We start from the raw sequence: 26,058 nt of genomic DNA on the forward strand, positions 1-26,058 counted from the left end.
CGCCGCGAACCCCGAGACCGTGCGCATCGCGCCCGCCCTCACGATCGGCGCGCTGCTCGGCCACGCGCACCGGCGCGGTCCCGCCCACGCCCGACCGGGACGCCACGGACCCCTCGATCGTCAGCACCTCCCGCACCGCGGGAACCAGGTGCTCGGACACCGACCGCAGCAGCTCGTCCGACGCCTCCTCCAGACCGATCCCCTGCTCTTCGCACGCGCGCACCAGCGCGCCGGAGATCTCGTGCGCATCGCGGAACGGCACCCGCTGCTTCACGAGCCACTCCGCCACGTCGGTCGCCAGGGAGAAGCCCTGCGGCGCCAGCTCCGCCATCCGCTCCGTGTCGAAGCGCAGCGTCGCGATCATCCCCGCGAACGCCGGCAGCACGACCTCGAGGGTCTGCACCGAATCGAACACCGGCTCCTTGTCCTCCTGCAGGTCGCGGTTGTACGCGAGCGGGAGGCCCTTGAGCGTCGCCAGCAGACCGGACAGGTTGCCGATCAGCCGCCCCGACTTCCCGCGCGCGAGCTCGGCGATGTCGGGGTTCTTCTTCTGCGGCATGATGCTCGAGCCCGTCGAGTACCCGTCGTCGAGCGTGACGAAGCCGAACTCGCGGGTGTTCCAGAGGATGATCTCCTCCGACAGGCGCGACAGATCCACGCCCGTCATCGCCGCGATGAACGCGAACTCGGCCACCACATCGCGCGCGGCCGTGCCGTCGAGCGAGTTCTCGGCCGGGCGATCGAGGCCCAGCTCGGTCGCGACGAGAGCCGGGTCCAGCCCCAGCGTCGAGCCGGCGAGCGCTCCCCCGCCGTAGGGCGAGACGCCCGCGCGACGACGCCAATCGACCAGGCGCTCCAGCTCGCGCACGAGCGGCCACGCGTGCGCCTGGAGGTGGTGCGCGAGGAGCACGGGCTGAGCGTGCTGCAGGTGCGTGCGGCCGGGAAGGATCGCCTCCGGGTGGGCCTCGGCCTGCGCCACCAGGGCATCGATCACCCGCAGCAGGTCGCGCGCGATCACCCAGGCGTGATCGATCAGGTACATCCGGACGAGGGTGGCGATCTGGTCGTTTCGGCTGCGTCCGGCGCGCAGCCGACCGCCCAGTTCCGGCCCGAGCTCCGCGATCAGCGCCTGCTCCAGCGCACCGTGCACGTCCTCATCGGTCGGGACGGGCAGCAGCGTGCCGTCGGCGACCCTGCGAGCCACCGCGTCCAGCCCGTCGTGCATGCGCTGGGCCTCGTCCGGCTCCAGATATCCGGCCGCGGCGAGCGCCGTGGCGTGCGCGTGCGAACCCGCGATGTCGTACGGCGCCAGGATCCAGTCGAAGTGGGTCGAGCGGCTGAGCTCCACCAGCTCGGGCGAGGGGCCCGTGGCGAAGCGGGCGCCCCACAGCGCGCCCTCGTTCGTGCCCTCGTGCGTCTGTCCGGTCATCACGCGTCCTTCTTGCCGAGCAGCCACACCAGCAGCGCCTTCTGCGCGTGCAGGCGGTTCTCCGCCTCGTCCCACACCACGCTCTGCGGCCCGTCGATCACCGACGAGTCCACCTCGTAGCCACGATCAGCGGGCAGGCAGTGGATGAAGATCGCCTCGTCGTCGGCGAGCTGCATGGTCTCCGGCGTCACCTTGTAACCGCCCAGATCGCGGATGCGTGCGATCTTCTCCTCTTCCTTGCCCATCGACACCCAGGTGTCGGTCACCACGACGTCGGCACCCGCCGCCGCCTCGACCGGGTCCGTGAACAGGGTGATGGAGCCGCCGGTCTCCGCCGCACGGCGGTCGGCGGCCTCGATCACATCGGCGCGCGGCGCGTAGTCCTCGGGCGAGGCGATCCGCACGTGCATGCCCGCCGTGACACCGGCGAGCGCGTAGGAGTGGGCCATGTTGCTCTGTCCGTCGCCGAAGAACGTCAGGGTCAGTCCCTTCAGGTCGCCCTTGTGCTCGCGGATGGTCAGCAGGTCGGCGAGGAGCTGACAGGGGTGGAAGTCGTCGGACAGCGCGTTGATGACGGGAACACGGGTGCCCTCCGCCATCTCCTCGAGTCCCGCCTGCGCGTACGTGCGCCACACGATCGCGGCGACCTGGCGCTCCAGCACCCGTGCGGTGTCGGACGGCGTCTCCTTGCCGCCCAGCTGGCTGCTCGCGGTCGAGATGATCAGCGGGCTGCCGCCCAGATCCGCGATGCCCACCGCGAACGACACCCGGGTGCGGGTGGACGACTTGTCGAAGATCACGGCGACGGTCTGCGGGCCCGCGAGGCTCTTGTCGGCCCAGCGGTCCTTCTTGAGCTCGAGGGCGAGGTCGAGGATCTCCGCCTGCTCGGCGGGCGTGAGGTCGTCGTCGCGCAGCAGGTGGCGGGTCATGCGGGTACCTTTCCGGGGGCGGAGGAGTGGACGTCGGCGAGGCTCGCCGCGAACAGCTCGCGGAACTCAGCCAGCTCGGCGTCGCCGATCGTGAGGGCGGGCGCGATGCGCACGGTCTCGGGGTTCGCGGCGTTCACGATCAGACCGCGCTCCTGGGCTGCCGCGACCACGGCTCCGGCGACCGGCTCGGTGAGCGCGACGCCGACGAGGAGGCCACGGCCGCGGACGCCCGCGAGGAGCGGCGAGTCGATGCCCAGGATGATCTCGCGCAGCTCGGCGCCACGGCGGGCCGCATTGCCGACCAGATCCGCGCGTTCGATCTCGGCCAGCACCGCGTCGGCCACGGCGGTCGCGAGCGGGTTGCCGCCGAAAGTGGAGCCGTGGGATCCGGGAGTGAACAGGGCGCTCGCGGCACCGTACGTGACCAGGGCCCCGATCGGGAACCCGCCGCCGATGCCCTTGGCGAGCGTGATCGCGTCGGGCGTGACGCCCTCGTGACTGAAGCCGAACCACTCGCCCGTGCGGCCGGCACCGGTCTGGATCTCGTCGACGATCAGCAGAGCCCCGTGCGCGAGCGTGAGCGAGCGCGCCGCCGCGAGGTAGCCCTCCGGCAGCTCGACGACACCGGCCTCGCCCTGGATGGGCTCGACGATGACGGCCGCGACCCGGTCGTCCATCGCGGCCTCCAACGCCTCGACGGTGGCCGGGATGTGCTCGACCCCGCCCGGCATCGGAGCGAACGGCGCGCGCATCGACTCCTTCGCCGTCAGCGCGAGGGACCCCATGGTGCGACCGTGGAACCCGTTCTCCAGCGCGAGGATGCGCGGGCGCTCCGCTCCACCGTGCAGGCGCGCGAGCTTGAACGCGGCCTCGTTGGCCTCGGCCCCCGAGTTGGAGAAGAACACGCGCCCGTCGATGCCGGCACCCGCGAGACGCTTGAGCCGTGCGGCGAGCGCGAGCTGCGGCGGCGTCGCGAAGTAGTTCGAGACGTGCGCGAGCGTGGCCGCCTGCGTGGCGACCGCGTCGACGAAGACCGGGTGCGCGTGACCGAGCGAGGTCACGGCGATGCCGGCGAGGAAGTCGAGGTAGCGTCGGCCGTCGGCATCCCACAGGTACGAGCCCTCTCCACGGGTCAGCAGCGCCAGCCGCTCCCCCGCGTTGAGCACGAGATCACGTGCCGCGTCGTCCTGCCAGACGGTCATGCCGTCGCCCCTTTCTCTCCCAGGACCACTTCGGTCCCGATTCCCTTGCTGGTGAACAGTTCGACGAGCACCGAGTGCGGTACCCGTCCGTCGATGATCGCCGCGGCGTCCACGCCGCCCTCGACCGCGTCCAGGCACGCCCGCATCTTCGGGATCATGCCCGACTCCAGGCGCGGCAGCATCTCGATCAGCGCATCCGAGGTGAGGTGCGACACGAGCGAGTCGCGGTTGGGCCAGTCGGCGTACAACCCCGGCACGTCGGTGAGGATCACCAGCTTGCGCGCCCCGAGCGCCACGGCGAGTGCCGCGGCGGCCGCATCCGCGTTCACGTTCAGCGACTGGCCAGGGTGGTCGAGGTCGGGCGCGATGCTCGAGATGACCGGGATGCGACCGGCCGCGAGGTGGTCGAGCACCGCGGTGGGGTCGACCTGCACCACGTCGCCGACCCGGCCGAGGTCGATCTCCTCGCCGTCGACGACCACGCCGCGGCGACGCCCGCCGAACAGACCGGCGTCCTCTCCGCTGAGCCCCGTGGCGATCGGCCCGTGCGAGTTGATCTTCGCCACGAGCTGCGGGTTCACCTGCCCGGTGAGCACCATGCGCACGACACTGATCGCCTCGGTGTTGGTGACGCGGTAACCGCCCTTGAACTCGCTCGGGATCTCGAGCCGGTTCAGCATGTTCGAGATCTGCGGGCCTCCGCCGTGCACGACCACGGGCTGCACGCCGACGTAGCGGAGGTAGGCGATGTCCTGCGCGAAGGCCTCCTGCAGCTCGTCCGAGACCATGGCGTTGCCGCCGTACTTGACCACGACGATCTGGTCGCGGAAGGTCTTCAGCCACGGCAGCGACTCGATCAGCGTGGTCGCCTTCTGCGCGGCGACGTCGGGCGTGGTGTCCTGGATGTCGGTCATGAGGCGTAGGCGCTGTTCTCGTGCACGTAGTCGTGGGTCAGGTCGTTCGTGAGCACCGTCGCGGTGGCCTCGCCGACCTTGAGGTCGATCAGCAGGTGGGTGGCGCGCGGCGTGAGGTCGACCTCCTCGCGCGGACGGTCGGGGCCGCCCGACGTGCACACCCGGACCCCGTTCATCCACACGTCCACGTCGTACGGGTCGAACTGCGCGTTCGTGGTGCCGATCGCCGCGAGCACCCGCCCCCAGTTGGGGTCGTTGCCGAAGATCGCGGCCTTGAAGAGGTTGTTGCGCGCGACCGAACGGCCCACCTCGACGGCCTCCTGCTCGGTGACGGCGTGACGCACCTCGATCGTGATGTCGTGGCTCGCGCCCTCCGCATCGCCCTGCAGCTTCACCGCGAGCTCCTGGCAGAGCGCGGTGAGCGCCTCGGCGAAGTCGTCGAGGTCGGGCACGACCTCGGAGGCCCCGTTGGCCAGCAGCGTGACCTGGTCGTTGGTCGACATGCACCCGTCCGAGTCGAGCCGGTCGAAGGTCTGTCCCGTCGCACGGCGCAGCGCCTCATCGGCCTGCAGCGGCTCCAGCACCGCGTCGGTCGTGAGCACCACGAGCATGGTCGCCAGGCCCGGGGCGAGCATGCCCGCGCCCTTCGCCATGCCGCCGATCGTCCAGCCGTCGCGCGACACGACAGCGGTCTTCGCGACCGTGTCGGTGGTCATGATGGCGTGTGCGGCGCTCTCTCCCCCGCCGGCGCTGAGCTCGGCGATGGCCTGCGCCGTGCCCTCGAGCACCTTGGCGCGGAAGGCCTCGTCACCCGTGCCGATCAGGCCCGTCGAGCAGACGAGCACGTCGCCCGCGCTGATGCCCAGCAACTCGGCGGCCGTCTCGGCGGTCTGGTGCGTGGTCTGGAAGCCGAAGCTGCCGGTGAAGCAGTTCGCCCCGCCTGAGTTGAGCACCACGGCCTCGACGACCCGGTCGGCCACGGCCTGCTGCGACCAGATGATGGGGTTCGCCTTGGCGCGGTTGCTGGTGAACACCGCGGCTCCGACCTTGCGCGGGCCCCGGTTCACGACCACGGCGACGTCGGGCTTGCCGGTGGACTTGAGGCCGACGGCGACCCCGGCAGCTTCGAATCCTGCGGGTGCGGTAACGCTCACGGGGCGACTCCGTTGATCGAGAGGGCACGGGCCTCGGGGAGCCCCAGCGCGATGTTCATGGACTGGATGGCGGCACCGGCCGTGCCCTTGACGAGGTTGTCGACGGCGGTGACGACGGTGACCCGGTTGGCGGAGCGGTCGATCGCCAGGCCGATCAGGGCGGTGTTGGCACCCAGGACGTCGGCGGTGCGGGGGAAGCTGCCCTCCGGCAGCAGCTGCACGAAGGTCTCTTCGCCGTACGCGCTCTCCCAGGCCGCGCGGATCTCCGCGTCGGTCGCGCCCTCGACGATCGGCGCGGTGGAGGTGGCGAGGATGCCCCGCGACATCGGGACGAGCACCGGCGTGAACGAGATGCGGATATCGGCGCCCGAGGCGTCGGCGTCGGCCGGACGGGCCGCAGCGAGCGCCTGCCGGATCTCCGGGATGTGCCGGTGGGTGCCGCCGACCGCGTAGGGGTTGGCCGAGCCGAGGATCTCACTGGCGAGCAGGTTCGGCTTGAGGCTCTTGCCCGCCCCGGACGGGCCGACGGCGAGGACCGACACGATGTCGGACGGGTCGATCACTCCGGCGGCGACACCCGGTGCGAGGCTCAGGCTGACCGTGGAGGCGTTGCATCCGGGAGCCGCGATGCGCGTCGCCCCGCGCAGCGCGTCGCGCTGCCGTCCGCCCGCGACCGGCAGCTCGGGAACGCCGTACGCCCACGGCTCATGGAACGCGCCGCCGTAGAAGGCGTCCCAGGCGGCCGGCGAGGTGAGCCGGTGGTCGGCGCCCGCGTCGATCACCAGCGGGACGTCGCCGAGCGCGTCGGTGTACTGCCCCGACTGGCCGTGCGGGAGGGCGAGGAACACGATGTCGTGACCGGCCAGGACCTCGGGAGTCGTGTCCTGGAGCGTGAGATGCGCGAGCGAGCGGAGGTGCGGCTGGTGGTCGACGAGCGGTTGACCGGCGTTCGAGTGCGCGGTGACGGTGCGGATCTCGATGTCGGGGTGGGCGGCCAGGAGGCGGAGGATCTCGCCGCCTGCATAGCCCGATGCGCCGGAGACGGCGACGGAGTACGTCATGCTTCTACCTTAACGGTCGGGTCCTCGACGATTTCGGGACCGGGGGCGGGGCCGAAGGCGGCGACACCGGCACTCGACCGCCGCGCACGCGCAGGCAGGAGGGCGGAGTCGCCTAGAGTCGGCGGCCGCGGCGTCGGCGCACAGCGATGACGCTCGGAGCGAGCGTCGAAGGAGCGGTGGCGGCCGAAGGCATGTCGCGACAGTAGCGCGGCCGTCGTCGCCACCGCAAATCCCCACCGTCATCCGACGGCGGCGGCCTCCAGCGGCGCGGCGAAGAACGCCAGCTCGTGTGCGCTCGACGTGCGGAACGCGCGCCGCATGCGCTCCCGTCCGGAGGCGTCAGACCGCGATGCCGCCGCGGTCGCGAAAGCGATGGCCTGCGCCGTCGCCTCCTCGAACGCCGGGTCGGCGTAGGTCGACAGCCACGAGGCATAGGGGTGATCGGGATCACGGGCCTCCGCGCCGAAGTCTCCCGCGTGCAGCCGCCTGCCCAGATCGGTGTACAGCCAGAAGCACGGCAGCACGGCGGCGACGAGCTCGGCATGATCGCCGCCGAACGCGACCGACCGCAGATGGTCGAGGTACGCGGTGGTCGCGGGCGCGGGTTCCGCCGCGAACGTCTCCGCGCTCACCCCGCGCTCGGGCGTGAGCCACGACGCGTGCAGCTCCAGCTCCCCCACGATCGATCCGTGCGCCGCGTGCGCCCAGAACGCCTGCTCCGCCGAGGTGGGGGCGGTCCGCGCCGCGGCCGCGAGCACCCTCGCGTACTCGCGCAGGTACAGCGCATCCTGCGCGAGGTAGAACAGGAACGGCTCGCGCGCGAGTGTGCCGTCGGCGAGACCGCGGAGGAAGGGCAGCGCGTCGATCCCGTCGCGCACGTCGGCGATGTCCTGCCACCAGTCGCCGGCGATCTCCTCCGCCGTCTGCCGGGTTTCCAGGCCGCCGCGGTCCCACATTCCAGCGAGGTGATGGACGGGCCCATGTCCCTGCCCCACGGCGAGCGCACCCGCCGCCCGCAGCGACTCTCGCAGCCAGGCGCGCGCGGCATGCACCGCGTCGGACGGCGTGAGACCGCGGGCGAGCAGGGTGGCGAGCGCCGACGACAGGGAACAGCCGGTGCCGTGCGTGTTGGTGGTGGGGATGCGCGCTCCGGGGAACTCGTCCCGCAGGCCGCGGTCCGCGTCCACCAGCGCATCCGGTGCCTCGTCACCCGTGAGATGCCCGCCCTTCACGAGCACCGCGGCGCCGATGTCGGCCGACAGCTCCTCAGCAGCGGCGAGCGCATCCGGCCAGTCGGTGACGGGGCGACCGACCAGCACGGCGAGCTCGGCGAGGTTCGGCGTGACCACCGTGGCGCGCGTCAGCAGCCCCCGCAGTTCACGCTCCGCGTCGGGGGCGAGCAGACGGTCGCCCGATGTCGCCACCATGACCGGGTCGAGCACCACCACCGGGGGGCGCTGCACATCGAGCCAGTCGGCCACCGTGCGGATGACCTCGGCGTCGGCGAGCATCCCGATCTTCACGGCGTCGATGACGATGTCGTCGGACACGGCGTCCAGCTGCGCGCGGAGGAAATCCGCCGGAGGAACGTGGACCGCCCGCACTCCCCGCGTGTTCTGCGCCGTGAGGGCGGTGAGCGCCGCCATCCCGTATCCGCCGTTCGCGGCGATCGCCTTCAGGTCGGCCTGGATGCCGGCGCCGCCCGACGGGTCGCTGCCGGCGATGCTGAGCACACGCGGCACGACCCCCGCCCGCCAACGACGACGGAACGCGGAGGCCGTCTCCGCGGGGTCCGCGGCGGCGCAGAGCGCGGAGACCACGGCGAGCCCCGCCGCGCCTGCGGCCTGGAGCGCCTCGGTGTCATCGATGCCGACCCCGCCGATCGCGACGCACGGGAGCGGGCTCTCGGCCGCGAAGGCCGCGAACCCCTCGACGCCGAGCGGCTCCGGGTGGTCCGGTTTGGTGCTCGTGGGGCGGATCACCCCGACACCGAGGTAATCGACGGTGCCCTGCGGCAGTGCGCGCACGGCATCGAGGTGTTCACGGGTGTTCGCGGTGAGTCCGATGAGCGCGTCCGGACCGAGCAGCTCTCGCGCACGCCGCACCGACGCATCGGCCTGGCCGAGATGCACGCCGTCGACCCGCGCGCCGCGCGCCCGCGCCTCGACAGCGGCGTCCAGACGATCGTTGACCACCAGCAGCGCCCGCCCGTCGATCACGGCGGAGAGCGCGATGAGCTGCTCGACGGTCTCCTCGTGCGCGGCGTTCTTGTCGCGCAGCTGCACGATGCGTGCGCCGCCGTCGACCGCGCGGCGCACGGTCTCGACCACACCGCGCTTCCCGCACAGCCCGGGATCGGTGACGAGATACAGCGAGAAGTCGGCACTCATCGGGTCTCCTCCGACACGCGGGCGCCCGCGGCGACGTCATCCGCGGTCACGGCGTCGAGCGAGTCCAGCAGCGCGACAGCGAAAGTGCCGGGCCCTGCGGCGACCGGGGCGGCGTGCTCGGCCGCCACGGTGTAGACGAGGGTCGCCGCGGCGACCGCCGTGAGCGCATCGTCTCCCGTCTGCCGAGCGGTTCCGAGGAAGGCCGCCATCACGGCGCCCAGAGCACAGCCGCCACCCGTCACGCGCGTGAGCAGTTCGTGGCCGTTGGCGATGCGCACGACGCGATCGCCGTCGGTGATCAGGTCGACGGGCCCGGACACGGCCACCACGGCTCCCGTGGTGCGGGCGAGCTCCTGCGCCGCCCCGGCAGCGGCCTCGGTGCCGTCGGTCGCGTCGACGCCGCGACCGCCGGCCGTGTGGCCTGCCAGGGCGAGGATCTCGGACGCATTGCCGCGGATCGCGGTCGGACGCCGCGCCGCGAGCTCATGCGCGAGGGTCGTGCGCACCGGCAGCACGCCGATCGCGACCGGGTCGAGCACCCACGGGGTGCCGGACGCCGCGGCTCCCGTCACGGCCTCCACGCTCGCGGCGCGCTGCTCGGGCGTCGGCGTGCCCAGGTTGATCAGCAGACCGGAGGCCACACCGGCGAACATCTCGGCCTCGCCGACGATGTCGACCATCGCGGGCGCGGCGCCCAGGGCGAGCAGCACGTTGGCGGTGAAGCCCGTGACGACCGCGTTGGTGACGCAGTGCGTCAACGGAGGCGACTGCCGCAGCGCCTCCCGCAGTCTTCCCGCCGAGGCGGCGAGGTCGGGGGTGGAAACAGGACGCAGAAGATCGCTCATCGCGACATCCCTTCGCTAGTACGAACTAGATCAGGTTCGACGGGTGTGATCTCAGCCGCGGATGCGGCACCCCGTGTCACTGCCTCGCAGTCTAGCGAGCCCCGGCGGGTCCCTCCGTGACGGCCGCGAGGATCCGCAGCTCCTCGGCGCGGGTCAGCCCCGCCCTCCGTTCCCGGTCGACGCCGCGTGCGCGCTCGTCGTCGATCACGCGCGCGATCGTGTCGGCCAGCGGACGCAGCGCCCCGCCGCGCGCCCGATAGGCGGCGTTCGACCGCGTCATGAATCCGGTCATCTCCTCGGGCAACCAGAGCGGGAGCGAATGCGGGCCCATCCAGTACTCCACGCCCTGGGCCACCAGCCGATCCGCGTCGGCGATCACCGTCGCCCCCTCGTGACCAGCGGCACGACGCACGGCGTCGAGCACCTCCCCGAGCGGACGCGCGTCGCCGATCGCATTCACGGGAGAACCGGGAGACGCGGTCACGAGGAACGCCGCCAGATCGTCCACATCGATCACCTGCGCGGTCTTCCCGTCGAGGGGCGGCAGGAGCACCGGACCGTCGGCCGCGCGGAGAAAGGCGGCGGCCCAGTAGCCGAAGCGGTCGCTGGGGTCTCCGTCGCCCACGATCAGCCCGGGACGCGCGACGAGCGCGCGTGCGCCGAGGGCCGCGACGGCGTCTTCCGCCGCGACCTTCTGGGCCGCGTAGTCGTCCTCCCCCTGGCCGTCACGCGCCGGCGCGTGACGCGGCGCGGACTCGTCGGCGCCCGCGGTCATGTCATCGGCGTACACCGACATCGACGACACGTACGTCCACTGCGCCGCACGATCGCCCAGCGCCGCGACGGCCCCCGCGACGTGCGCCGCCCGTGAGGAGACGTCCACGACGTGATCCCACTCGCGGCGGGCGACCTTCGCATAGGCGTCCGCTGCGTCCCGGTCGGCGACGATCAGCGCCGCCCCGTCGGGAGCGGCACGCCCCCCGCGCGCGAGGCAGGTCACGTCCGCGCCCGCCTCCAGCCATCCGTGGGCGATCCGCCCCGAGAGCCAGCCCGTCCCGCCCAGGATCAGCACATCCGTCATGTGCCCATGCCAGCAGCATCCGGGGAAACGCGGAAGGCCTTCCGCTCAGGGCAGAGCCGAAGGCCTTCGCGACGGGGTCGATCAGTCGCGCAGTGCGGCGCCGAATCGCTCCGCCGCGACCGCGACACCCGCCAGCTTGGCGTCGGTCGCCTCCGCAGCGGTGAGCGTCCGGTCGTCGGCGCGGAAACGCAGCGCGAACGTCAGGCTCTTGGCTCCCTCGGACACGCCCTCACCGCGGTAGTCGTCGACCAGTCGCACCGACTCCAGCAGCGCGCCCGCCCCCTCGGCGAGCGCCGCCCGCACCTCGCCCGCCGGCACATCGGCGGCCACGGTCAGCGACACGTCCTGCGTGGCCGCAGGGAACGTCGACAGCGAGGCCGCCACGATCCGCGTCCCCGCGAGGGTGAGGATGCGGTCGAGGTCGAGCTCGAGCACGGTGGCGCGACCGGGCAGGTCGGCGTCCTCCGCCACCGAGGGGTGCAGCTCCCCGACGTAGCCGACCTCCTCGCCGGCCGCGACGAGCGCCCCGGTGCGGCCGGGATGCAGCGCGGCGCGCTGCGCCTGTCGCACGTCGATGTCGATGCCCGCGGCGGCAGCGATCACGCGCACGGCGTCGAGCGCCTCGACCAGCCCCGACGCCTCGGCGGGACGACCCGGCTGACGCGGCGACACGTTGCCGGTGAGGAGCACCGCGATGTGGCGCTCCTGGGGCGGGATGGACGCGTCGAGCGCGGCGAGCGTCTCGTCGGAGGGGCGCACGCCGAGCGGCGGCACCTCGTCGGTTCCGTACTCGACGCCCGGCTCCGGCAGGAACACGAGGCCCGTCTCGAAGAGGGCCAGGTCGGTCATGCCGCGGGCGATGTTGCGGTGCGCGGTCTGCAGCAGCCCCGGGATCAGCGAGCGGCGCAGGCACGGGGCCTGCCCGTCGAGCGGGTTCGCCAGGCGGATGCTCGGCAGGTGCTCCCCCGACGCGGAACCGTGCAGGTCGTTCTGCGCGTCGGTCGTGAACGGGAACGCCGGCGTCTCGACGAAGCCCGCCGCCGCGAGTGCGTTCGCCACGCGGCGACGACCCTGCTGGTGGGCGGTGAGGCCGCGACCGGACGGCGGCGTCGGCAACACCGCGGGGATGCGGTCGAGCCCGTGGATGCGGGCGACCTCCTCCGCGAGCGTCCACTTGTCGGTGAGGTCGGGTCGCCAGGTGGGCGGGATCACGGTCCAGCCGGCTTCCGCCTCCGTCACCTCGGCGCCGATGGTCGTGAGGGCGCCCGTGATCTCGTCGTCGGTGTAGTCCACGCCGATGAGCCCCTGCACGAAGCCGGCCGGCAGCGCGATGTCCCCCACGAACACCTCGGCGAACAGCGCGCCGCCCTCGTCGGTGAGCGTCCCGCCGGCGAGCTCGACCATGAGGTCGGCCGCCCGACGCGCGGCCACGAAGGGGATCAGCGGGTCGACGCCCCGCTCGAAGCGCTTGGACGCTTCACTGGGCAGCTTGTGGCGACGGGCCGTCCTGGCGATGGTCGTGGGGTCGAACGTCGCCGCCTCGATCAGCACGTTGCGCGTGGTGTCGCTCATCTCGGTCGTGCCGCCGCCCATGACACCGGCGAGGCCGATGGGACCGGACTCGTCCGTGATGAGCAGGTCCTCCTCGTGCAGCGCACGCTGCACGCCGTCGAGCGTGGTCATCTTCTCGCCCGGCGTCGCGCGACGCACCGTGATGCCGCCCGCGAGCTTGTCCAGGTCGTAGCCGTGCAGCGGCTGCCCGAGCTCGAGCATCACATAGTTCGTGATGTCGATCAGCACGCCCAGCGACCGCATGCCGGCGAGGCTCAGCCGGGCGATCATCCACGGCGGCGTCGGGCGCGACGGGTCCACGTCCCGCACGACGCGCGTGACGAACTCGCTCGCACCGACGTTGCCGCGCACCGGGGCCCGGTCGTCGACGACGGTCGTGTGACCGGAGCCGGGCTGCAGCTCGGCGAAGTCGCGCTCCGCGGGGTCGCGGAAGGTCGCGCCCGTGGCGTGGGCATACTCGCGGGCGACACCGCGGACCGAGAAGGCGTAGCCGCGATCGGGCGTCACGTTGATCTCCACCGCGACGTCGTCGAGGCCGAGCAGCGCGATGGCGTCGGTGCCCACCGGGGCATCGATGCCGAGGTCGGACAGCACGACGATGCCGTTGTGCTCGTCGCCGAGGCCGAGCTCGCGCGCGGAGGCGATCATCCCGTCGGACACGTGCCCGTAGGTCTTGCGTGCGGCGATCGGGAACGGGCCGGGCAGCACCGCACCGGGAAGGGTCACGACGACCTTGTCCCCGGCGACGAAGTTGTGCGCCCCGCAGACGATCCCGCGGACGCCGCCGTGCTCCTCCCCGACGTCCACCTGGCACCAGTTGATGGTCTTGCCGTTGGACTGGGGCTCCGGTTCGAGCGACACGACCTGGCCGACCACCACGGGACCCGTGATGGCGAAGCGGTGCACGTCCTCCTCTTCGAAGCCGACCGTCACCAGCGCCGCGAGGACATCCTCTGGCGTGGTCTCCGGAGCCAGATCGACGTACTCACGCAGCCACGAAAGCGGGACGCGCATCACACCACCATCCCGTACTGCTCGCTGAAACGGACATCGCCCTCGGCCATGTCGCGCATGTCCTGCACATCGCTGCGGAACATGAGTCCCCGCTCGATGCCCATGCCGAACGCGAAGCCGCTGTAGACCTCTGGATCGATCCCTGCCGCGCGCAGCACGTTCGGGTTGACCATGCCGCAGCCGCCCCACTCGATCCAGCGCGCGCCGCCCTTGAAGGTCGGGTGCCACAGGTCGAGCTCGGCGGACGGCTCCGTGAAGGGGAAGTAGTTGGTGCGGAAGCGCATCTTCGCCTCCGGCCCGAAGAGCTGACGCGCGAAGTGGTCGAGCGTGCCCTTCAGGTGCGCCATCGTGATGCCCTTGTCGATCACGAGCCCCTCGAACTGCGTGAACACCGGCAGGTGCGTGGCGTCGAACTCGTCGGTGCGGTACACCCGCCCGGGGCACAGCACGTAGATCGGCACCTCGCGGTCGAGCATCGAGCGCACCTGCACCGGGCTGGTGTGCGTGCGCATCACCAGGTGACGCGAGGTCGGGTCGACGTAGAACGTGTCCTGCTCCTGGCGAGCGGGGTGATCGACGTCGAAGTTCAGCGCGTCGAAGTTGAACCACTCGTGCTCGAGCTCCGGCCCCTCCGCGATCTCCCATCCCATGCCGACGAAGATGTCCTCGACCTGGTCCTGGAGGAGGGTGAGCGGGTGCCGGGCGCCGACGCGCGAGCGAGAGGGGACGGCGGTGATGTCGACCCTCTCGGACTCGAGCCGTGCGGCGACCTCGGCGGCGGCCAGCTCGGCTTCCTTCGCCGCGAGCGCCTGGGTCACGCGTCCTCGCCCCTGGCCCACGAGCTTGCCGAACGCGGCCTTGTTCTCGGGGGCGACCTGGCGCATCGAGGCGTTCAGGACCGCGAGCGGCGATCCCTCGGCGACGTGCGCGGCTCGGGCGGCTTTCAGCTCGGCGGTGTCGGCGGCCGCATCGATCGCCGCGAGGGCGTCGGCGACGGCGGCTTCGACCGCGTCGGGGGTGATTTCCGGAGACTCTGACACGGGAGTCGAGTCTACCGGCGCGGGACGGGCGTCCCGCGCCGGTAGCGACTCAGAGAACCGGGCCTCCGGAGTTGTTCGCGTCGTGCTTGCCCAGTCCCCGCTGCATCACGATGAGCGACGTGTTCGTCTCGCCGTCGTGCTGGCGGGGGTCCGGCTCCACCGGCCCGGCCTTGGCCGAGCGCTTGGCCCGACGCTGCAGCCGGTAGGCGATGTAGGAGAGCAGGAGACAGACCGCGACGTACATCGAGCCGCCGACGATCGCCGCGGGGATCAGCGGCGAGCCGTAGGGCGCCTGGTTGCCGATCTGGTTGATGACGTACAGCAGCTCCTGGTACGTGATGATGAAGCCGAGCGCGGTGTCCTTCAGCGCCACCACGAGCTGCGCGATGATCACGGGCATCATGGCCCGCACGGCCTGCGGGAGCAGGATGAGCGACATGACCCCCGTCTTGCGCAGACCGATCGCGTAACCGGCCTCCTGCTGTCCGCGCGGCAGCGACTCGATCCCGGCGCGCAGGACCTCGGCGAGCACGGAGCCGTTGTAGACGATCAGCGCGATGACCACGGCCCAGTAGGGCGGCATCTTGACGCCGAGCACGGGAAGACCGTAGTAGAGCAGCATCATCAGGATCAGGACGGGCACGGCCCGCAGGATCTCGATGATCCACCGCACGGGCTCACGCACCCAGGCGTGCTCGGAGAGCCGGCCGATGCCGAGGACGAAACCGAGCACGAGGGAGCCGACCCCCGCGACCGCGAAGGCGGCCAGGGTGCTCAGCAGCCCCTCGCCGAAGCGCACCCAGACCGCGGAGTAGGTGAAGATGTTCCACTTCTCGGGGGCGAACTGGCCGGTGGCGTACAACCGCCAGACCACCCAGCCGAGGACGGCCAGCACCACCAGCACCGTGACGGCGCCGATGAGACGGTTGCGGGCGACCGCGCGGGGCCCGGGGACGTCGAACAGGACGGAACTCATCGCGCGATCCTCCACTTGTTCTCGAGCACGCGCTGCACCCAGCTGAGCAGCAGCACGAGCACGACGAAGATGACCATGACCCACAGCAGCACGACCAGCGCGTTCTCACCGCGCTCGCTCAGTGCCGCCCGGATGGTGCCGAGGTTGACCACCGAGAACCCGGCGGCCACCGTGGTGTTCTTCATGAGGGCGATCAGCACGCTCATGAGCGGCGGGACCACGGACCGCGTCGCCTGCGGGAGCACGACGTAGCGCATGACCTGGCCGAAGTTCAGTCCGATCGCCCGCGCGGCCTCCGCCTGCCCGACCGGGACCGTGTTGATGCCGGCGCGGATGGCCTCCGCGACATAGGTGGCGGTGTAGAGGCCCAGCGCGATCACGGCGAGGAGCAGGGCGTTGACCCGCTCTCCCAGCAGGATCGGGAGGCAGAACGCGAAGAAGAACATCACCAGCGTGAGCGGGGTGTTGCGGATCCAGTTCACGTACACGCCACCGACGGCGCGCGCGATCGGAACCGGCGACACCCTGGCCGCGCCCACGATGAGGCCGAGCACCACGGCGATGAGGCCACCGCCGAGGAACAGCGCGATGGTCCCCCACAGCGCTTCACCCCAGAGATCGAGGTGGTCTGAGATCACTCCCACTGCTGTGCCTTTCGGTTCGTTTCTACGTCAGATGAGGCGACGGAAGCGGGGCGGGCGACCGTGCCGCCCGCCCCGCGGTGATCAACCGACCGGGTCGACCTCGGGCTGCTCCGCCTTCACACCGGAGGCACCGAGGTTGTTGTCGAAGATCTGCTGCCAGATGTCGCCACCGTCGGTCAGCTGCGTGTTGAAGTACTCGACCAGCGCGTCGTCGCCCTTGGCCACGCCGATGCCGTAGCGCTCCTCGCTGAAGGGCTCGCCGACGACCTTCAGGTTGTCGGGGTCCTGCGCGGCGTAGCCGATGAGGATGGCCTCGTCGGTCGTGACCGCGTCGACCTGACCGTTCTTCAGGTCCTCGACGCACTTGGAGTACGTGTCGTACTCCTTGGTCGGGACATCGGGGTAGTTCGTCTTGATGTTCTGGATCGGGGTCGAGCCGGTCGCCGAGCACACCGTGGTGGACGAGCTCAGGTCGTCCACGCTCTCGATGTCGCTGTCGGCGCCGACGAGGAGGCCCTGACCGGTGACGAAGTACGGGCCGGCGAAGGAGATCTGCTCCTTGCGCTTGTCGGTGATCGAGTAGGTGCCGACGTAGTAGTCGATGTCGCCGTTGACGATGGCCTGCTCGCGGTTCGCGGAGGCGATCGCCTGGAACTCGATCTTCTCCGGGTCCACGCCGAGCGATGCGGCCATCCAGCGCGCGATGTCGACGTCGAAGCCGGTGCGGTCGCCGGTCACGGGGTCGAGGTAGCCGAGACCGGGCTGGTCCTCCTTGACGCCGACCTTGACGGTCCCCGACTCCGAGATCCGGTCGAAGGTCGGGCTGCCGTCGATGCTGACGTCCTCCAGCACCGTCCACGGCGTGGCGCTCGAGGTGTCCTCGTCGCCGTCCTCGGGTGCTCCGGTGCTGGACGGGGTGCCGCTGTTGCAGGCGGTCAGGGCGAGCAGCGCCGCCGCCGCGATCCCGATGCCTGCCAGTGTCCGTGTGCGTCGCATGTGCGTCTCCTTCGTGTGCTGTGGGTGCAGGGTCTGGTGGGGTCAGTGGGTGAGGAGCTTCGAGAGGAAGTCCTTGGCGCGGTCGCTCTTCGGGTTGGTGAAGAACTCCTCCGGCTTCGCCTCCTCGACGATCCGGCCGTCGGCCATGAACACGACACGGTCGGCGGCCTTGCGCGCGAAGCCCATCTCGTGCGTGACGACGATCATCGTCATGCCGTCCTGGGCGAGCTCGACCATGACGTCGAGGACCTCGTTGATCATCTCCGGGTCCAGCGCACTGGTGGGCTCGTCGAACAGCATGACCTTGGGCTGCATCGCCAGGGCCCGCGCGATCGCGACGCGCTGCTGCTGACCGCCGGAGAGCTGCGCGGGGAGCTTGTTCGCCTGCTGCGCGACGCCCACGCGCTTCAGCAGCGTCATCGCCTCGGCCTCGGCCTCCGACTTCTTGAGGCCGCGGACCTTGATCGGCCCGAGCGTCACGTTCTCCAGGATCGTGAGGTGGGCGAAGAGGTTGAACGACTGGAACACCATGCCGACGTCGGCGCGCAGGTGCGCGAGCGCCTTGCCCTCGGCGGGGAGCTCCTTGCCATCGATACGGATCGAGCCGCTCGTGATCGTCTCCAGGCGGTTGATCGTGCGACACAGCGTCGACTTGCCCGACCCGGACGGGCCGATCACGACGACGACCTCGCCGGTGTTCACGGTCAGGTCGATGTCGCTGAGCGCCTGGAACTCGCCGTAGTGCTTCTGGACGTTCTCCACGACGACGAGAGGGGTTTCAGAGGTCATCATTTCTCCAAACTAGCCACGCGTTGCGCGCGGTTCCAGGCACCACGGTGAGGTTTACACGTTCGTAATCACCTGATCGCGGCGACAATGCGGCAGTGCAGGGTCGCCCCACGGCCCGCCCCCTCGGGCCGTGGGATCGCCCTGCTGCCACGCTCCCAGCGACAGCAGGCAGCAGGTGTCCGATCGTGTGCGATCGACCTCACCCTGGCAGAGCGGCTCGGGTGGCGTCCGACTTCTTGAGGATTTCTTGAGCAGCCGGACGGCCGCCACGGATCACCCCCGCAGGTCGCGGTAGTACTCCTGCGCGCCGGGGTGCAACGGCACCGGACCCGTGAAGATGGCCGACCTCCGGTCGAGCAGCGCCGCCGCCGGCACCTGCTGCGCGAGAGCCGTCCTGGCATCGAACAGCGTCGCCAGCACATCCCGCACCACGCCAGCGGGCGTCGAACCCGCCGTGACCAGGTAGTTCGGCACGGCGAGGGTGGTGACCGCGGCAGCGAGCCCGTACGTCCCCGCCGGCACGTCGGCGGGCCGATACGCGTGCGAGTAGCGGTCGTTGACCTCGTTCACCCACTCCTGCTCGATCGGCAGCAGTCGCACATCCGCGGTCTCCGCCAGCTGCGCGATCCCGGGGGTCGGCAGCCCGCCCACCCAGAAGAACCCGTCGATCTCGCCCTCCGCCATGGCCGCGATCGACGCGCCGAGGTCGAGCTGGGGGTCGCTGATCGACGCCGCGTCCACCCCCGCCGCCTCCAGCACGCGCCCCGCGATCACGTTGACCCCGGAGTTCTCCGCCCCGAGCGACACCGTCATGCCGGCGAGATCGGCGAGGTCGTGCACCGGGGAGTCACCGCGCACGACCACCTGCAGGTACTCGTCGTACAGCCGCGCGACCGCCGTCACATCCTGCGGCTCGGCGAACGCTCCGGTCCCGGCCACCGCGTCGGCGGCGGCGTCGCCCTGCGCGAAGCCCAGCAGCGACTCCCCCGCGCTCACCCGCAGCAGGTTGTCGACCGATCCGGCCGTCTGCTCCGCCACCAGGTCCACCGTCCTGGCGCTCGACACCGCGTCAGCCACCGCGGTGCCGTAGGCGAAGTACACACCGGTCGGGCCTCCGCTCGCGATCGTGTACTCCTCGTCGCCCCACTCGCTCGACCGGGTCGCACACGCCCCGAGCGTCAGCGCCAGGCACGTCACGAGCAGTCCGGCGATCAGGCGCCCCACCCGGCTCACGCGGCGCCCTCCGCGGGGAGCACCAGCGCGACCAGCAGCCCGCCGCCGTCGGCCGAACTCACCCGCAGTTCTCCGCCGACCGTGGTCAGCAGATCCGTTGCGATCGCCAGGCCCAGGCCCGTGCCCGGCTGGTCGCCGCTGTCGGCGCTGCGCCAGAACCGATCCGTCGCCGCCTCCGCGTCCTCCCGGCTGAGCCCCGCCCCGTGGTCGCGCACCGTGAGATGGCACCCGTCGGCGTGGCGCCGCGCCCCGATCTCGATCGTGCCTCCGGCGGGCGAGTACTTGACGGCGTTGTCGATCGCCGCGTCCAGGGCGGCCTCCACGATCGTGCGGTCCGTGATCGTCATCACCGAGTCCTCGCCGGTGCGGTGCAGCGTCATACCCCGATGCTCGGCCACGTCGCGCCAGGCCTCCAGCCGCCGCGACGCCACGGCCGCCAGGTCGACGGCCGACAGCGTGGAGTCCGTGCGCCCGCCGCGGGCCAGCCCGAGCAGCGTCTCCAGGATGCGGCTCATCCGCCGGCCCTCCTCACGCGTCTCCTCCACGTCGGCGTCCCACTCCGCCCCGAGCCCCGTCGCGAGGTGCTCGACCCGCAGCAGCAGCGCGTTCAGCGGGTTGCGCAGCTCATGCGAGGCGTTCAACGCGAACTCCTGCTGCCGCGTCATCACCCGTTCGATCTCGTCGGCCATGCCGTTGAACACCCGCGTCATGCGCCGCAGCTCCGGGGGTCCGGTGTCCTCTGCGACCCTGGCATCCATCTCGCCGCGCTCGATCGCCACCATCGCCTCGTCCAGCCGTCGCACCGGCGAGAGCACCCACCGCGCGAGCCCGGCCACGAGAAGCACGCCGAGCCCGCTCAGCACCACCACGACGGCGCCCAGGAGCAGCGTCTGCTGCAGGATCGCGGCGCGAGGACGGTCGACGTCGCCGGCCACCAGCACCGCGCCGATCACGTCACCGTCGTCGAACACCGGCTCCACGAGCGCCGCATCCGGCACGGCCCACGGCGGCGCGGGCGCGGGCTGCTCGGCACGACGGCCGGAGAGCGCCAGCCGCACGCGCTCCGCATCCGCCTCCGACAGCACCGCGTCGCCGTGCGCGCCCGCGGCCCACGCGGCCCCCGCGAGGTCGAACACGGTCACTTCGATGCCGTACACCTCCTGGAAGCGCCGTACCTCCGCGTCGACCACCGCGGGGCTGCCCGAGCGCAGCGCCTGTCGTGCGCTGGTGACGAAGTAGCCGAGGTCGCCCAGCTGCTCGGTGTAGAACGCCTGCTGGACACTGCGCGACGCGCTCCACGCCGCCACTCCCCCGAGCGACACCAGGACCGCGACCAGCGGCACCAGGAACATGACGATCAGGCGACGGCGCACGACTCAGGACTCCGCGAGCCGGTAGCCGACACCGCGCACCGTCTCGATGAAGCCGCGGTCGCCGGTCTTGCGTCGGATCGCCGCCACGTGCACCTCGAGCGAGTGCCCGAAGCCGCGCCAGTCCGTGTTCCACACCTCCCGGATCAGCCGCTCCTTCGGTACCGCCACCCCGGGGTAGCGGGCGAGCACACCCACGATGTCGAACTCCTTGCGGGTCAGGCCCACCACGGCGCCGTCGACCCGCACCTCGCGCGCCACCAGGTCGATGTGCACGCTCCCGTCGTGCAACAGCACCCGGGTGTCCGCCTCGGCGCGCAGGGGACGGGAGCGTCGCGTCACGGCCTCGATGCGCGCCAGCAGCTCGTGCACGTCGTACGGCTTCACGACGAAGTCGTCCGCGCCCGCCCGCAGCCCCTTGATGCGCTCGGCCACCTGGTTGCGGGCGGTCACGATCACGATCGGCACGTCGGAGCGCCCACGGATGCGACGGCACAGGTCGATGCCGTCCACGTCGGGCAGCCCGAGGTCCAGCAGCACGACCTCGGTGTCTGCGTCCACGAGGGTGAGCGCCTGCGCACCGTCGGACGCCCGCACCGTCGCGTACCCGGAGCGCGCCAGGAACGCCTCCAGTGCCGCCGCGACCCGCTCGTCGTCCTCGACGATCAGTACCCTCATCGCCCCCGCTTCCCCGCTCTTCCCGCCCGCTCAGCCCGTCGGCGCCGCGCGCTGTGCGAACGCGCTCTCGTACAGGCACACGCTCGCCGCCGTGGCGAGGTTGAGCGACTCCGCACGACCGAAGATCGGCAGCCGCAGGACGCGGTCGGCGAGCTCCAGCGCCTCGTCCTCCAGGCCGCGCGCCTCGTTGCCGAACAGCCAGGCGGTGGGCTCGGCCAGCACGCCGTCCGCGCGGGCCCCCAGCAGGTCGTCGCCCTTCACATCTGCCGCGAGGATGCGCAGACCGGCGGCGTGCGCGCGGTCGACGACATCGGGCAGCTCGGCGCCGACCGACACCGGCAGGTGGAAGAGCGAGCCCGTCGTCGCCCGCACGACCTTCGGGTTGTAGGGGTCGACCGTGCGTCCCGTCAGCACCACGGCATCCGCTCCGGCGGCATCCGCGGCGCGGATGATGGTGCCCAGGTTGCCCGGGTCGCGCACCTCCTCGCAGATCGCGACCAGCCGGGGCGACGCGTCGAAGATGTCGCGCACCGAGGTCGGGGTCTGCCGCACGACAGCGACGAGTCCCTGCGGGGTGACGGTATCGGCCATCGCGTGCAGCACGTCCTCGGTGACGTATTCGACCCGCACGTCGGCGTCGGCCGCCTTCGCCCGGATGTCCTGATGCCGCTCCCAGCCGCCGGGTGTCGCGAACAGCTCGACGATCGCCTCGGGGCGGTAGGTCAGCGCCTCGCGGACCGACTGCGGTCCTTCCAGCAGGAACAGCCCGGTCTCGGTGCGCGCGCTGCGCTTGGTCAGCTTGGCGACGGCACGGACTCGGGGGGAACGAGGGTTCTCCAGCACGATCTCAGTCTAGGGCGACGACGACGCCCGGAAACGCGGAACGGGCGCCTTCCCGCAGGAAGACGCCCGTTCGGAGCGAGATGCTTACGCAGCCGACTTCGGCGCGTTGACGTCGGAGGGCAGAGCCTTCTTCGCCGTCTCGACCAGCGTGGTGAACGTGGCCGCGTCGTTGACCGCGAGGTCGGCGAGCATGCGACGGTCGACCGTGACGCCCGCGAGGCCGAGGCCCTGGATGAAGCGGTTGTACGTCATGCCGTTCTGACGCGCGGCGGCGTTGATGCGCTGGATCCAGAGGCGACGGAAGTCACCCTTGCGCTTGCGACGGTCCCGGTACGAGTAGACCAGGGAGTGGATGACCTGCTCCTTGGCCTTCCGGTAGAGGCGCGAACGCTGACCGCGGTAGCCGGAGGCGCGCTCGAGGATGACCCGACGCTTCTTGTGGGCGTTGACTGCCCGCTTGACTCTTGCCATTTTCCTGTGTTCCTATCGTGCGTTCGGCGCGTCAGCGACCGAGAAGCTTGTTCGCGACCTTGGTGTCAGCCTTCGACAGCACCTGGTCCTGGTTCAGACGACGGGTGCGACGGCTCGACTTGTGCTCGAGGTTGTGGCGCATGTTCGCCTGCTGCTTCTTCAGCTTTCCGCTGCCGGTGATCTTGAAGCGCTTCTTAGCACCCGAGTGGGTCTTCTGCTTCGGCATCTTCTCTTCCTTCGTGATGGCGCCTTCTCAGGCGACGGTGTCTACCCGCGTTGCGGGAGTTCGTGGGGCGGATGTCACTCCGCGGCGGGTGCGGCCGGGGCGGCCGAGTCGCTCTTGGCGTCGCGGGCAGCCTGCTTGTTCGCCGCACGCTGCGCGTCGCGCACCGCGTTCTGCTCCTGCTTCGCCTCGGACTTGCTCTTGATCGGCGCGACCACCATGACCATGTTGCGGCCGTCGATCGTCGGGTTCGACTCGACGGTGCCGAACTCGGCGACGTCTTCCGCGAACTTGCGCAGCAGGCGCACACCCTGCTCCGGGCGCGACTGCTCGCGACCGCGGAAGAGGATCATCGCCTTGACCTTGTCGCCGGCCTTGAGGAAGCCCTCGGCGCGCTTGAGCTTCGTCGTGTAGTCGTGCGCCTCGATCTTCAGTCGGAAGCGGACTTCCTTGAGGATCGTGTTCGCCTGATTACGACGCGCTTCCTTCTCCTTCTGGGCGGCCTCGTACTTGAACTTGCCGTAGTCCATGATCTTGACCACGGGCGGCTTCGAGTTCGGGGCGACCTCAACGAGGTCGAGATCGGCTTCCTGTGCGAGACGCAGCGCTGCCTCGATGCGGACAACGCCGATCTGCTCACCCGAGGGGCCGACGAGGCGGACCTCGGGGACTCGGATGCGCTCATTGGTGCGGGGATCGCTGATGCGGAGCTCCTTAGACGATGTGATTCGGCCACCGTGATGCGGATGCATCCCGGGCGAAATCGAACTCGTCTCCCACCCGCCGGCACTCAGACGCCGGCTCCACACCCTGTCTACCGGTCCTCTCGTGACGAGTGAACCGGCGGAGTGCAAGACCCGGTAGCCTGGAACGGCAAGCGCGGGTGGGAAGTGAATCCTCTTTCGTTCCAGAGCATGACGCTCCGGAGCCCGCCAAAGTCTAACAGAAGGCAAGGCGAAGTGACGAACCAGGCACCCGACGAGGCGGCACGCGAGCGCGAAGAGCGCTGGGCACGACAGGAGGAGGCGGCCTCGTCCGCGGTTCGCGACATCGCGGACGTCCCCGCCGTCGAGGTCATCACGACCGCGGCCGTGCACCTCATGAGCGCCGCCGCCGTCAAGCTCGGCCTGGCCGACGAGCCCGACGCGGCCGAACAGCTCGACCTCGACGAGGCCCGCAAGCTCATCAACGCCCTCGCCGGGCTCATCACCGCCGGCGCCCCCGAGATCAGCGACATGCACGCGCGGTCACTGCGCGACGGCCTCCGCTCGCTCCAGCTCGCGTTCCGCGAGGCATCGACCATCCCCGACCCGATCGGCAAGGGCCCCGGCGAGAAGTGGACCGGCCCGGTCACCTGAGCCGGCGCCCGTCGCGGTTCAGGCGCTGCGGCGGAGCTTGACCGTGAGCGAGTCCGCGAGCACGGCGATGCGGTCGTCGGCCGCCCAACGCTGAGCCAGACGACCGAGCACGGCGTCGAGCACCTCGCGCTCGAGCCCGTCGACCAGCTCGAGGATCACGACCAGCTCGGGCCCGCGCAGGCGGGCGTCGGGGTCGCCCGCGGCCACGGCCACGTCGATCACCGCGAGCTCGTGCGCGACGCTCTCCTGCAGCGCGGTGAACACCTCGGGCGACAGGAAGCTCGGCTCCCACGCGTGCCCCTGCGCGACCGCCCAGACCGCCGGGCGCCGGATCACGAACTCCGTGTCGGACGTGGGGTCGAGCACGATCAGGTCGGTGTCCTCCGCGGATGCGGCCAGAGCCGCACGCACCGCCTCCACCGGGATCGGTCGCGCCGTCGCGTCCCACCGCTGCATCGCCTCGACCGAGGAGAACACGGGCTGGACGCGCCGGCCATCGGGCGCCGCGACCGTGACGATCGACAGCTCCTGGGTCTTGTCGACCGCGAGCCCGCTCGGCGCGACCCCCTCTTCGCCCTTCTCCGCGATCAGCGGGATCAGCACGCGCGCGGCACGGAAGGCGTCGACGACCTCCGCCTGCGATCCCTCGCCCGCCCGGAAGCGCTGAAGGGCGTCGAGCAGGGCGGGATCGGCGGAGCCGTCGTCGGCCGCGTGCGGGTTCGACTCGAAGCTGCGGCCCTCCCACGGAACACCCGCGGAATCGGCGTGGTTGTGCGCCTCCGGGCCGTGGCCGTGGGGGTCAGTCTCCGGCGACATCCAGCGCCTCGGCCAGGGTGAAGGCTCCGGCGTAGAGCGCCTTGCCGACGATGGCGCCCTCGACGCCCAGCGGCACCAGCTCGCGCAGCGCCGCGATGTCGTCGAGGTTGGAGACCCCGCCGGAGGCCACGACCGGCTTCGGCGTGCGCGAGGTCACCTCGCGCAGCAGCTCCAGGTTCGGGCCGCGGAGCGTGCCGTCCTTCGTGACGTCGGTGACCACGTAGCGGCTGCAGCCGGCATCCTCCAGGCGCTCCAGCACCTCCCAGAGGTCGCCGCCCTCCTTGGTCCAGCCGCGGGCGGCAAGAGTGGTGCCGCGCACGTCGAGGCCGACCGCGATCGCCTCGCCGAAGCGGCTGATGACGTCGGCCGCCCACTCCGGGTTCTCCAGCGCGGCGGTACCGAGATTGATGCGCGCCGCGCCGCTCTCGAGCGCCGCCTCCAGGCTCGCATCGTCGCGGATGCCTCCGGAGAGCTCCACGTTCACGCCGCGGAACTGCTTGATGACCTTGCGCAGGATCGGTGCGTTGCTGCCGCGGCCGAACGCCGCGTCGAGGTCGACCAGGTGGATCCAGGAGGCGCCCTGCGCGACCCACTCCCCTGCGGCGTCGAGCGGGTCGCCGTAGCTCGTCTCGGTGCCGGCCTCGCCCTGGGTGAGTCGGACGGCCTTGCCGCCGGCGACGTCCACCGCGGGGAGGAGCGTGAGCGAAGGTGACTGCGCGAAGTCGTTCATGGGGTCCTTGGTTCGGGTGTCTCTGCGGCCCGAGCGGGCGCGACACACGAGGCTACCGCGGCGGTCGGCACCCACTCAAATGCATGACGCCGGCCGTCGGTCGCAGCGGCGCCGCCGTCCATGCCTGACATTTCGTCGGGTAACATGCTACGGATGTCAGCGCGAGAACCAGGGCCCCCGTCCGAGTACCGACGCGTCCGAGCCGACCACGAGATCGCCGTCCCCCGCCCCCGGTCCGCCATCCGCGGCTCGGCCGCTCCCCGCCCGGCCGCCGAGTCATCCGCCTCCCCGGCGGCCGGG

25 protein-coding genes and 1 riboswitch are annotated in these 26,058 nt (G+C 71.3%); of the genes, 1 reads left to right on the forward strand and 24 read right to left on the reverse strand.

What is annotated here, in order from left to right; genetic code table 11:
• The 22 genes from argH to infC form a co-directional block, all read right to left on the reverse strand.
• A partial coding sequence (argH, locus tag DW299_RS04695) for an argininosuccinate lyase (protein WP_136035883.1) occupies nt 1–1,429 on the reverse strand: 1,429 nt, incomplete at its 3' end.
• Complete coding sequence (argF, locus tag DW299_RS04700) at nt 1,429–2,358, reverse strand: ornithine carbamoyltransferase (protein ID WP_136035884.1); 930 nt, start codon at nt 2,356–2,358, stop codon at nt 1,429–1,431. The genes argH and argF, both read right to left, overlap by 1 nt.
• Complete coding sequence (locus DW299_RS04705; protein ID WP_136034255.1) at nt 2,355–3,560, reverse strand: acetylornithine transaminase; 1,206 nt, start codon at nt 3,558–3,560, stop codon at nt 2,355–2,357. Before DW299_RS04705 ends, argF begins: the two co-directional genes overlap by 4 nt.
• Complete coding sequence (gene argB, locus DW299_RS04710) at nt 3,557–4,474, reverse strand: acetylglutamate kinase (protein ID WP_136034258.1); 918 nt, start codon at nt 4,472–4,474, stop codon at nt 3,557–3,559. The genes DW299_RS04705 and argB overlap by 4 nt, the downstream gene beginning before the upstream one ends.
• Nucleotides 4,471–5,628 (reverse strand): bifunctional glutamate N-acetyltransferase/amino-acid acetyltransferase ArgJ, encoded by a 1,158-nt coding sequence (argJ, locus tag DW299_RS04715; RefSeq protein WP_136035885.1) that lies wholly within the window; start codon nt 5,626–5,628, stop codon nt 4,471–4,473. The genes argB and argJ overlap by 4 nt, the downstream gene beginning before the upstream one ends.
• Nucleotides 5,625–6,689 (reverse strand): N-acetyl-gamma-glutamyl-phosphate reductase, encoded by a 1,065-nt coding sequence (gene argC / locus DW299_RS04720; protein ID WP_136035886.1) that lies wholly within the window; start codon nt 6,687–6,689, stop codon nt 5,625–5,627. Before argC ends, argJ begins: the two co-directional genes overlap by 4 nt.
• Before the next feature lie 239 nt (nt 6,690–6,928).
• Nucleotides 6,929–9,079, reverse strand: coding sequence for a bifunctional hydroxymethylpyrimidine kinase/phosphomethylpyrimidine kinase (locus DW299_RS04725; RefSeq protein ID WP_136035887.1), 2,151 nt, complete (start codon nt 9,077–9,079; stop codon nt 6,929–6,931).
• Nucleotides 9,076–9,924 (reverse strand): hydroxyethylthiazole kinase, encoded by an 849-nt coding sequence (gene thiM / locus DW299_RS04730; protein WP_136035888.1) that lies wholly within the window; start codon nt 9,922–9,924, stop codon nt 9,076–9,078. The genes DW299_RS04725 and thiM overlap by 4 nt, the downstream gene beginning before the upstream one ends.
• Nucleotides 9,915–10,008, reverse strand: a riboswitch (TPP riboswitch). It overlaps the preceding gene by 10 nt.
• A gap of 7 nt (nt 10,009–10,015) precedes the next feature.
• Complete coding sequence (locus DW299_RS04735) at nt 10,016–11,005, reverse strand: NAD-dependent epimerase/dehydratase family protein (protein ID WP_136035889.1); 990 nt, start codon at nt 11,003–11,005, stop codon at nt 10,016–10,018.
• Between the two features lie 81 nt (nt 11,006–11,086).
• Nucleotides 11,087–13,591 carry a phenylalanine--tRNA ligase subunit beta gene (gene pheT, locus DW299_RS04740; protein ID WP_136035890.1) on the reverse strand — a complete coding sequence of 835 codons (2,505 nt, stop codon included), beginning with the start codon at nt 13,589–13,591 and terminating at the stop codon, nt 11,087–11,089.
• Complete coding sequence (pheS, locus tag DW299_RS04745; protein ID WP_136035891.1) at nt 13,591–14,631, reverse strand: phenylalanine--tRNA ligase subunit alpha; 1,041 nt, start codon at nt 14,629–14,631, stop codon at nt 13,591–13,593. Before pheS ends, pheT begins: the two co-directional genes overlap by 1 nt.
• 49 nt (nt 14,632–14,680) lie before the next feature.
• Complete coding sequence (locus DW299_RS04750; RefSeq protein ID WP_136035892.1) at nt 14,681–15,607, reverse strand: amino acid ABC transporter permease; 927 nt, start codon at nt 15,605–15,607, stop codon at nt 14,681–14,683.
• Complete coding sequence (locus DW299_RS04755; RefSeq protein WP_136034277.1) at nt 15,604–16,251, reverse strand: amino acid ABC transporter permease; 648 nt, start codon at nt 16,249–16,251, stop codon at nt 15,604–15,606. Before DW299_RS04755 ends, DW299_RS04750 begins: the two co-directional genes overlap by 4 nt.
• 81 nt (nt 16,252–16,332) lie before the next feature.
• Nucleotides 16,333–17,247: a glutamate ABC transporter substrate-binding protein gene (locus DW299_RS04760; RefSeq protein WP_136034279.1), complete on the reverse strand. Its 915-nt coding sequence runs from the start codon at nt 17,245–17,247 to the stop codon at nt 16,333–16,335.
• 42 nt (nt 17,248–17,289) lie between these two features.
• Nucleotides 17,290–18,036 carry an amino acid ABC transporter ATP-binding protein gene (locus DW299_RS04765; protein ID WP_136034321.1) on the reverse strand — a complete coding sequence of 249 codons (747 nt, stop codon included), beginning with the start codon at nt 18,034–18,036 and terminating at the stop codon, nt 17,290–17,292.
• A 273-nt stretch (nt 18,037–18,309) separates the two neighbouring features.
• The gene (locus DW299_RS04770) at nt 18,310–19,269 is read right to left on the reverse strand and encodes a TAXI family TRAP transporter solute-binding subunit (RefSeq protein WP_240745319.1); all 960 of its coding nucleotides are present in this window, start codon (nt 19,267–19,269) and stop codon (nt 18,310–18,312) included.
• Complete coding sequence (locus DW299_RS04775) at nt 19,266–20,642, reverse strand: sensor histidine kinase (RefSeq protein ID WP_168443078.1); 1,377 nt, start codon at nt 20,640–20,642, stop codon at nt 19,266–19,268. The genes DW299_RS04770 and DW299_RS04775 overlap by 4 nt, the downstream gene beginning before the upstream one ends.
• Before the next feature lie 3 nt (nt 20,643–20,645).
• Nucleotides 20,646–21,317, reverse strand: a complete 672-nt coding sequence (locus DW299_RS04780) for a response regulator transcription factor (RefSeq protein ID WP_136035893.1) — start codon at nt 21,315–21,317, stop codon at nt 20,646–20,648.
• A gap of 30 nt (nt 21,318–21,347) precedes the next feature.
• Nucleotides 21,348–22,160, reverse strand: coding sequence for a TrmH family RNA methyltransferase (locus tag DW299_RS04785; protein ID WP_136034283.1), 813 nt, complete (start codon nt 22,158–22,160; stop codon nt 21,348–21,350).
• 84 nt (nt 22,161–22,244) lie between these two features.
• Nucleotides 22,245–22,631 carry a 50S ribosomal protein L20 gene (gene rplT / locus DW299_RS04790; RefSeq protein WP_017202428.1) on the reverse strand — a complete coding sequence of 129 codons (387 nt, stop codon included), beginning with the start codon at nt 22,629–22,631 and terminating at the stop codon, nt 22,245–22,247.
• Nucleotides 22,632–22,662: 31 nt separating this feature from the next.
• On the reverse strand, nt 22,663–22,857 hold the full coding sequence (rpmI, locus tag DW299_RS04795; RefSeq protein WP_136034285.1) for a 50S ribosomal protein L35: 195 nt from the start codon (nt 22,855–22,857) through the stop codon (nt 22,663–22,665).
• 74 nt (nt 22,858–22,931) lie between these two features.
• The gene (gene infC / locus DW299_RS04800; protein WP_136034288.1) at nt 22,932–23,606 is read right to left on the reverse strand and encodes a translation initiation factor IF-3; all 675 of its coding nucleotides are present in this window, start codon (nt 23,604–23,606) and stop codon (nt 22,932–22,934) included.
• Between the two features lie 207 nt (nt 23,607–23,813).
• Between infC and DW299_RS04805 the strand changes: the two genes are divergently transcribed.
• Nucleotides 23,814–24,212 (forward strand): DUF1844 domain-containing protein, encoded by a 399-nt coding sequence (locus tag DW299_RS04805; RefSeq protein ID WP_136035894.1) that lies wholly within the window; start codon nt 23,814–23,816, stop codon nt 24,210–24,212.
• A gap of 18 nt (nt 24,213–24,230) precedes the next feature.
• On the opposite strand, the gene DW299_RS04810 is transcribed toward DW299_RS04805, so the two are convergent.
• Nucleotides 24,231–25,028 (reverse strand): SseB family protein, encoded by a 798-nt coding sequence (locus DW299_RS04810; protein WP_136035895.1) that lies wholly within the window; start codon nt 25,026–25,028, stop codon nt 24,231–24,233.
• Nucleotides 25,012–25,758 (reverse strand): bifunctional 1-(5-phosphoribosyl)-5-((5-phosphoribosylamino)methylideneamino)imidazole-4-carboxamide isomerase/phosphoribosylanthranilate isomerase PriA, encoded by a 747-nt coding sequence (gene priA / locus DW299_RS04815; RefSeq protein ID WP_136034294.1) that lies wholly within the window; start codon nt 25,756–25,758, stop codon nt 25,012–25,014. The genes DW299_RS04810 and priA overlap by 17 nt, the downstream gene beginning before the upstream one ends.
• Nucleotides 25,759–26,058: the final 300 nt, after the last annotated feature.

Origin of the sequence: Microbacterium sp. K35 (assembly GCF_004794375.1) — a bacterium.
Lineage (GTDB): Bacteria > Actinomycetota > Actinomycetes > Actinomycetales > Microbacteriaceae > Microbacterium > Microbacterium sufflavum.

What these genes read in the sequence shown, in the direction of transcription:
- rplT (WP_017202428.1), bottom strand. Translation starts at nt 22,631, where the DNA reads ATGGCAAGAGTCAAGCGGGCAGTCAACGCCCACAAGAAGCGTCGGGTC.
- DW299_RS04780 (WP_136035893.1), bottom strand. Translation starts at nt 21,317, where the DNA reads ATGAGGGTACTGATCGTCGAGGACGACGAGCGGGTCGCGGCGGCACTG.
- DW299_RS04810 (WP_136035895.1), bottom strand. Translation starts at nt 25,028, where the DNA reads ATGTCGCCGGAGACTGACCCCCACGGCCACGGCCCGGAGGCGCACAAC.
- DW299_RS04760 (WP_136034279.1), bottom strand. Translation starts at nt 17,247, where the DNA reads ATGCGACGCACACGGACACTGGCAGGCATCGGGATCGCGGCGGCGGCG.
- DW299_RS04735 (WP_136035889.1), bottom strand. Translation starts at nt 11,005, where the DNA reads ATGACGGATGTGCTGATCCTGGGCGGGACGGGCTGGCTCTCGGGGCGG.
- DW299_RS04705 (WP_136034255.1), bottom strand. Translation starts at nt 3,560, where the DNA reads ATGACCGTCTGGCAGGACGACGCGGCACGTGATCTCGTGCTCAACGCG.
- DW299_RS04725 (WP_136035887.1), bottom strand. Translation starts at nt 9,079, where the DNA reads ATGAGTGCCGACTTCTCGCTGTATCTCGTCACCGATCCCGGGCTGTGC.
- pheT (WP_136035890.1), bottom strand. Translation starts at nt 13,591, where the DNA reads ATGCGCGTCCCGCTTTCGTGGCTGCGTGAGTACGTCGATCTGGCTCCG.
- rpmI (WP_136034285.1), bottom strand. Translation starts at nt 22,857, where the DNA reads ATGCCGAAGCAGAAGACCCACTCGGGTGCTAAGAAGCGCTTCAAGATC.
- DW299_RS04750 (WP_136035892.1), bottom strand. Translation starts at nt 15,607, where the DNA reads ATGAGTTCCGTCCTGTTCGACGTCCCCGGGCCCCGCGCGGTCGCCCGC.
- infC (WP_136034288.1), bottom strand. Translation starts at nt 23,606, where the DNA reads ATGCATCCGCATCACGGTGGCCGAATCACATCGTCTAAGGAGCTCCGC.
- priA (WP_136034294.1), bottom strand. Translation starts at nt 25,758, where the DNA reads ATGAACGACTTCGCGCAGTCACCTTCGCTCACGCTCCTCCCCGCGGTG.
- thiM (WP_136035888.1), bottom strand. Translation starts at nt 9,924, where the DNA reads ATGAGCGATCTTCTGCGTCCTGTTTCCACCCCCGACCTCGCCGCCTCG.
- DW299_RS04765 (WP_136034321.1), bottom strand. Translation starts at nt 18,036, where the DNA reads ATGACCTCTGAAACCCCTCTCGTCGTCGTGGAGAACGTCCAGAAGCAC.
- argB (WP_136034258.1), bottom strand. Translation starts at nt 4,474, where the DNA reads ATGACCGACATCCAGGACACCACGCCCGACGTCGCCGCGCAGAAGGCG.
- argC (WP_136035886.1), bottom strand. Translation starts at nt 6,689, where the DNA reads ATGACGTACTCCGTCGCCGTCTCCGGCGCATCGGGCTATGCAGGCGGC.
- argF (WP_136035884.1), bottom strand. Translation starts at nt 2,358, where the DNA reads ATGACCCGCCACCTGCTGCGCGACGACGACCTCACGCCCGCCGAGCAG.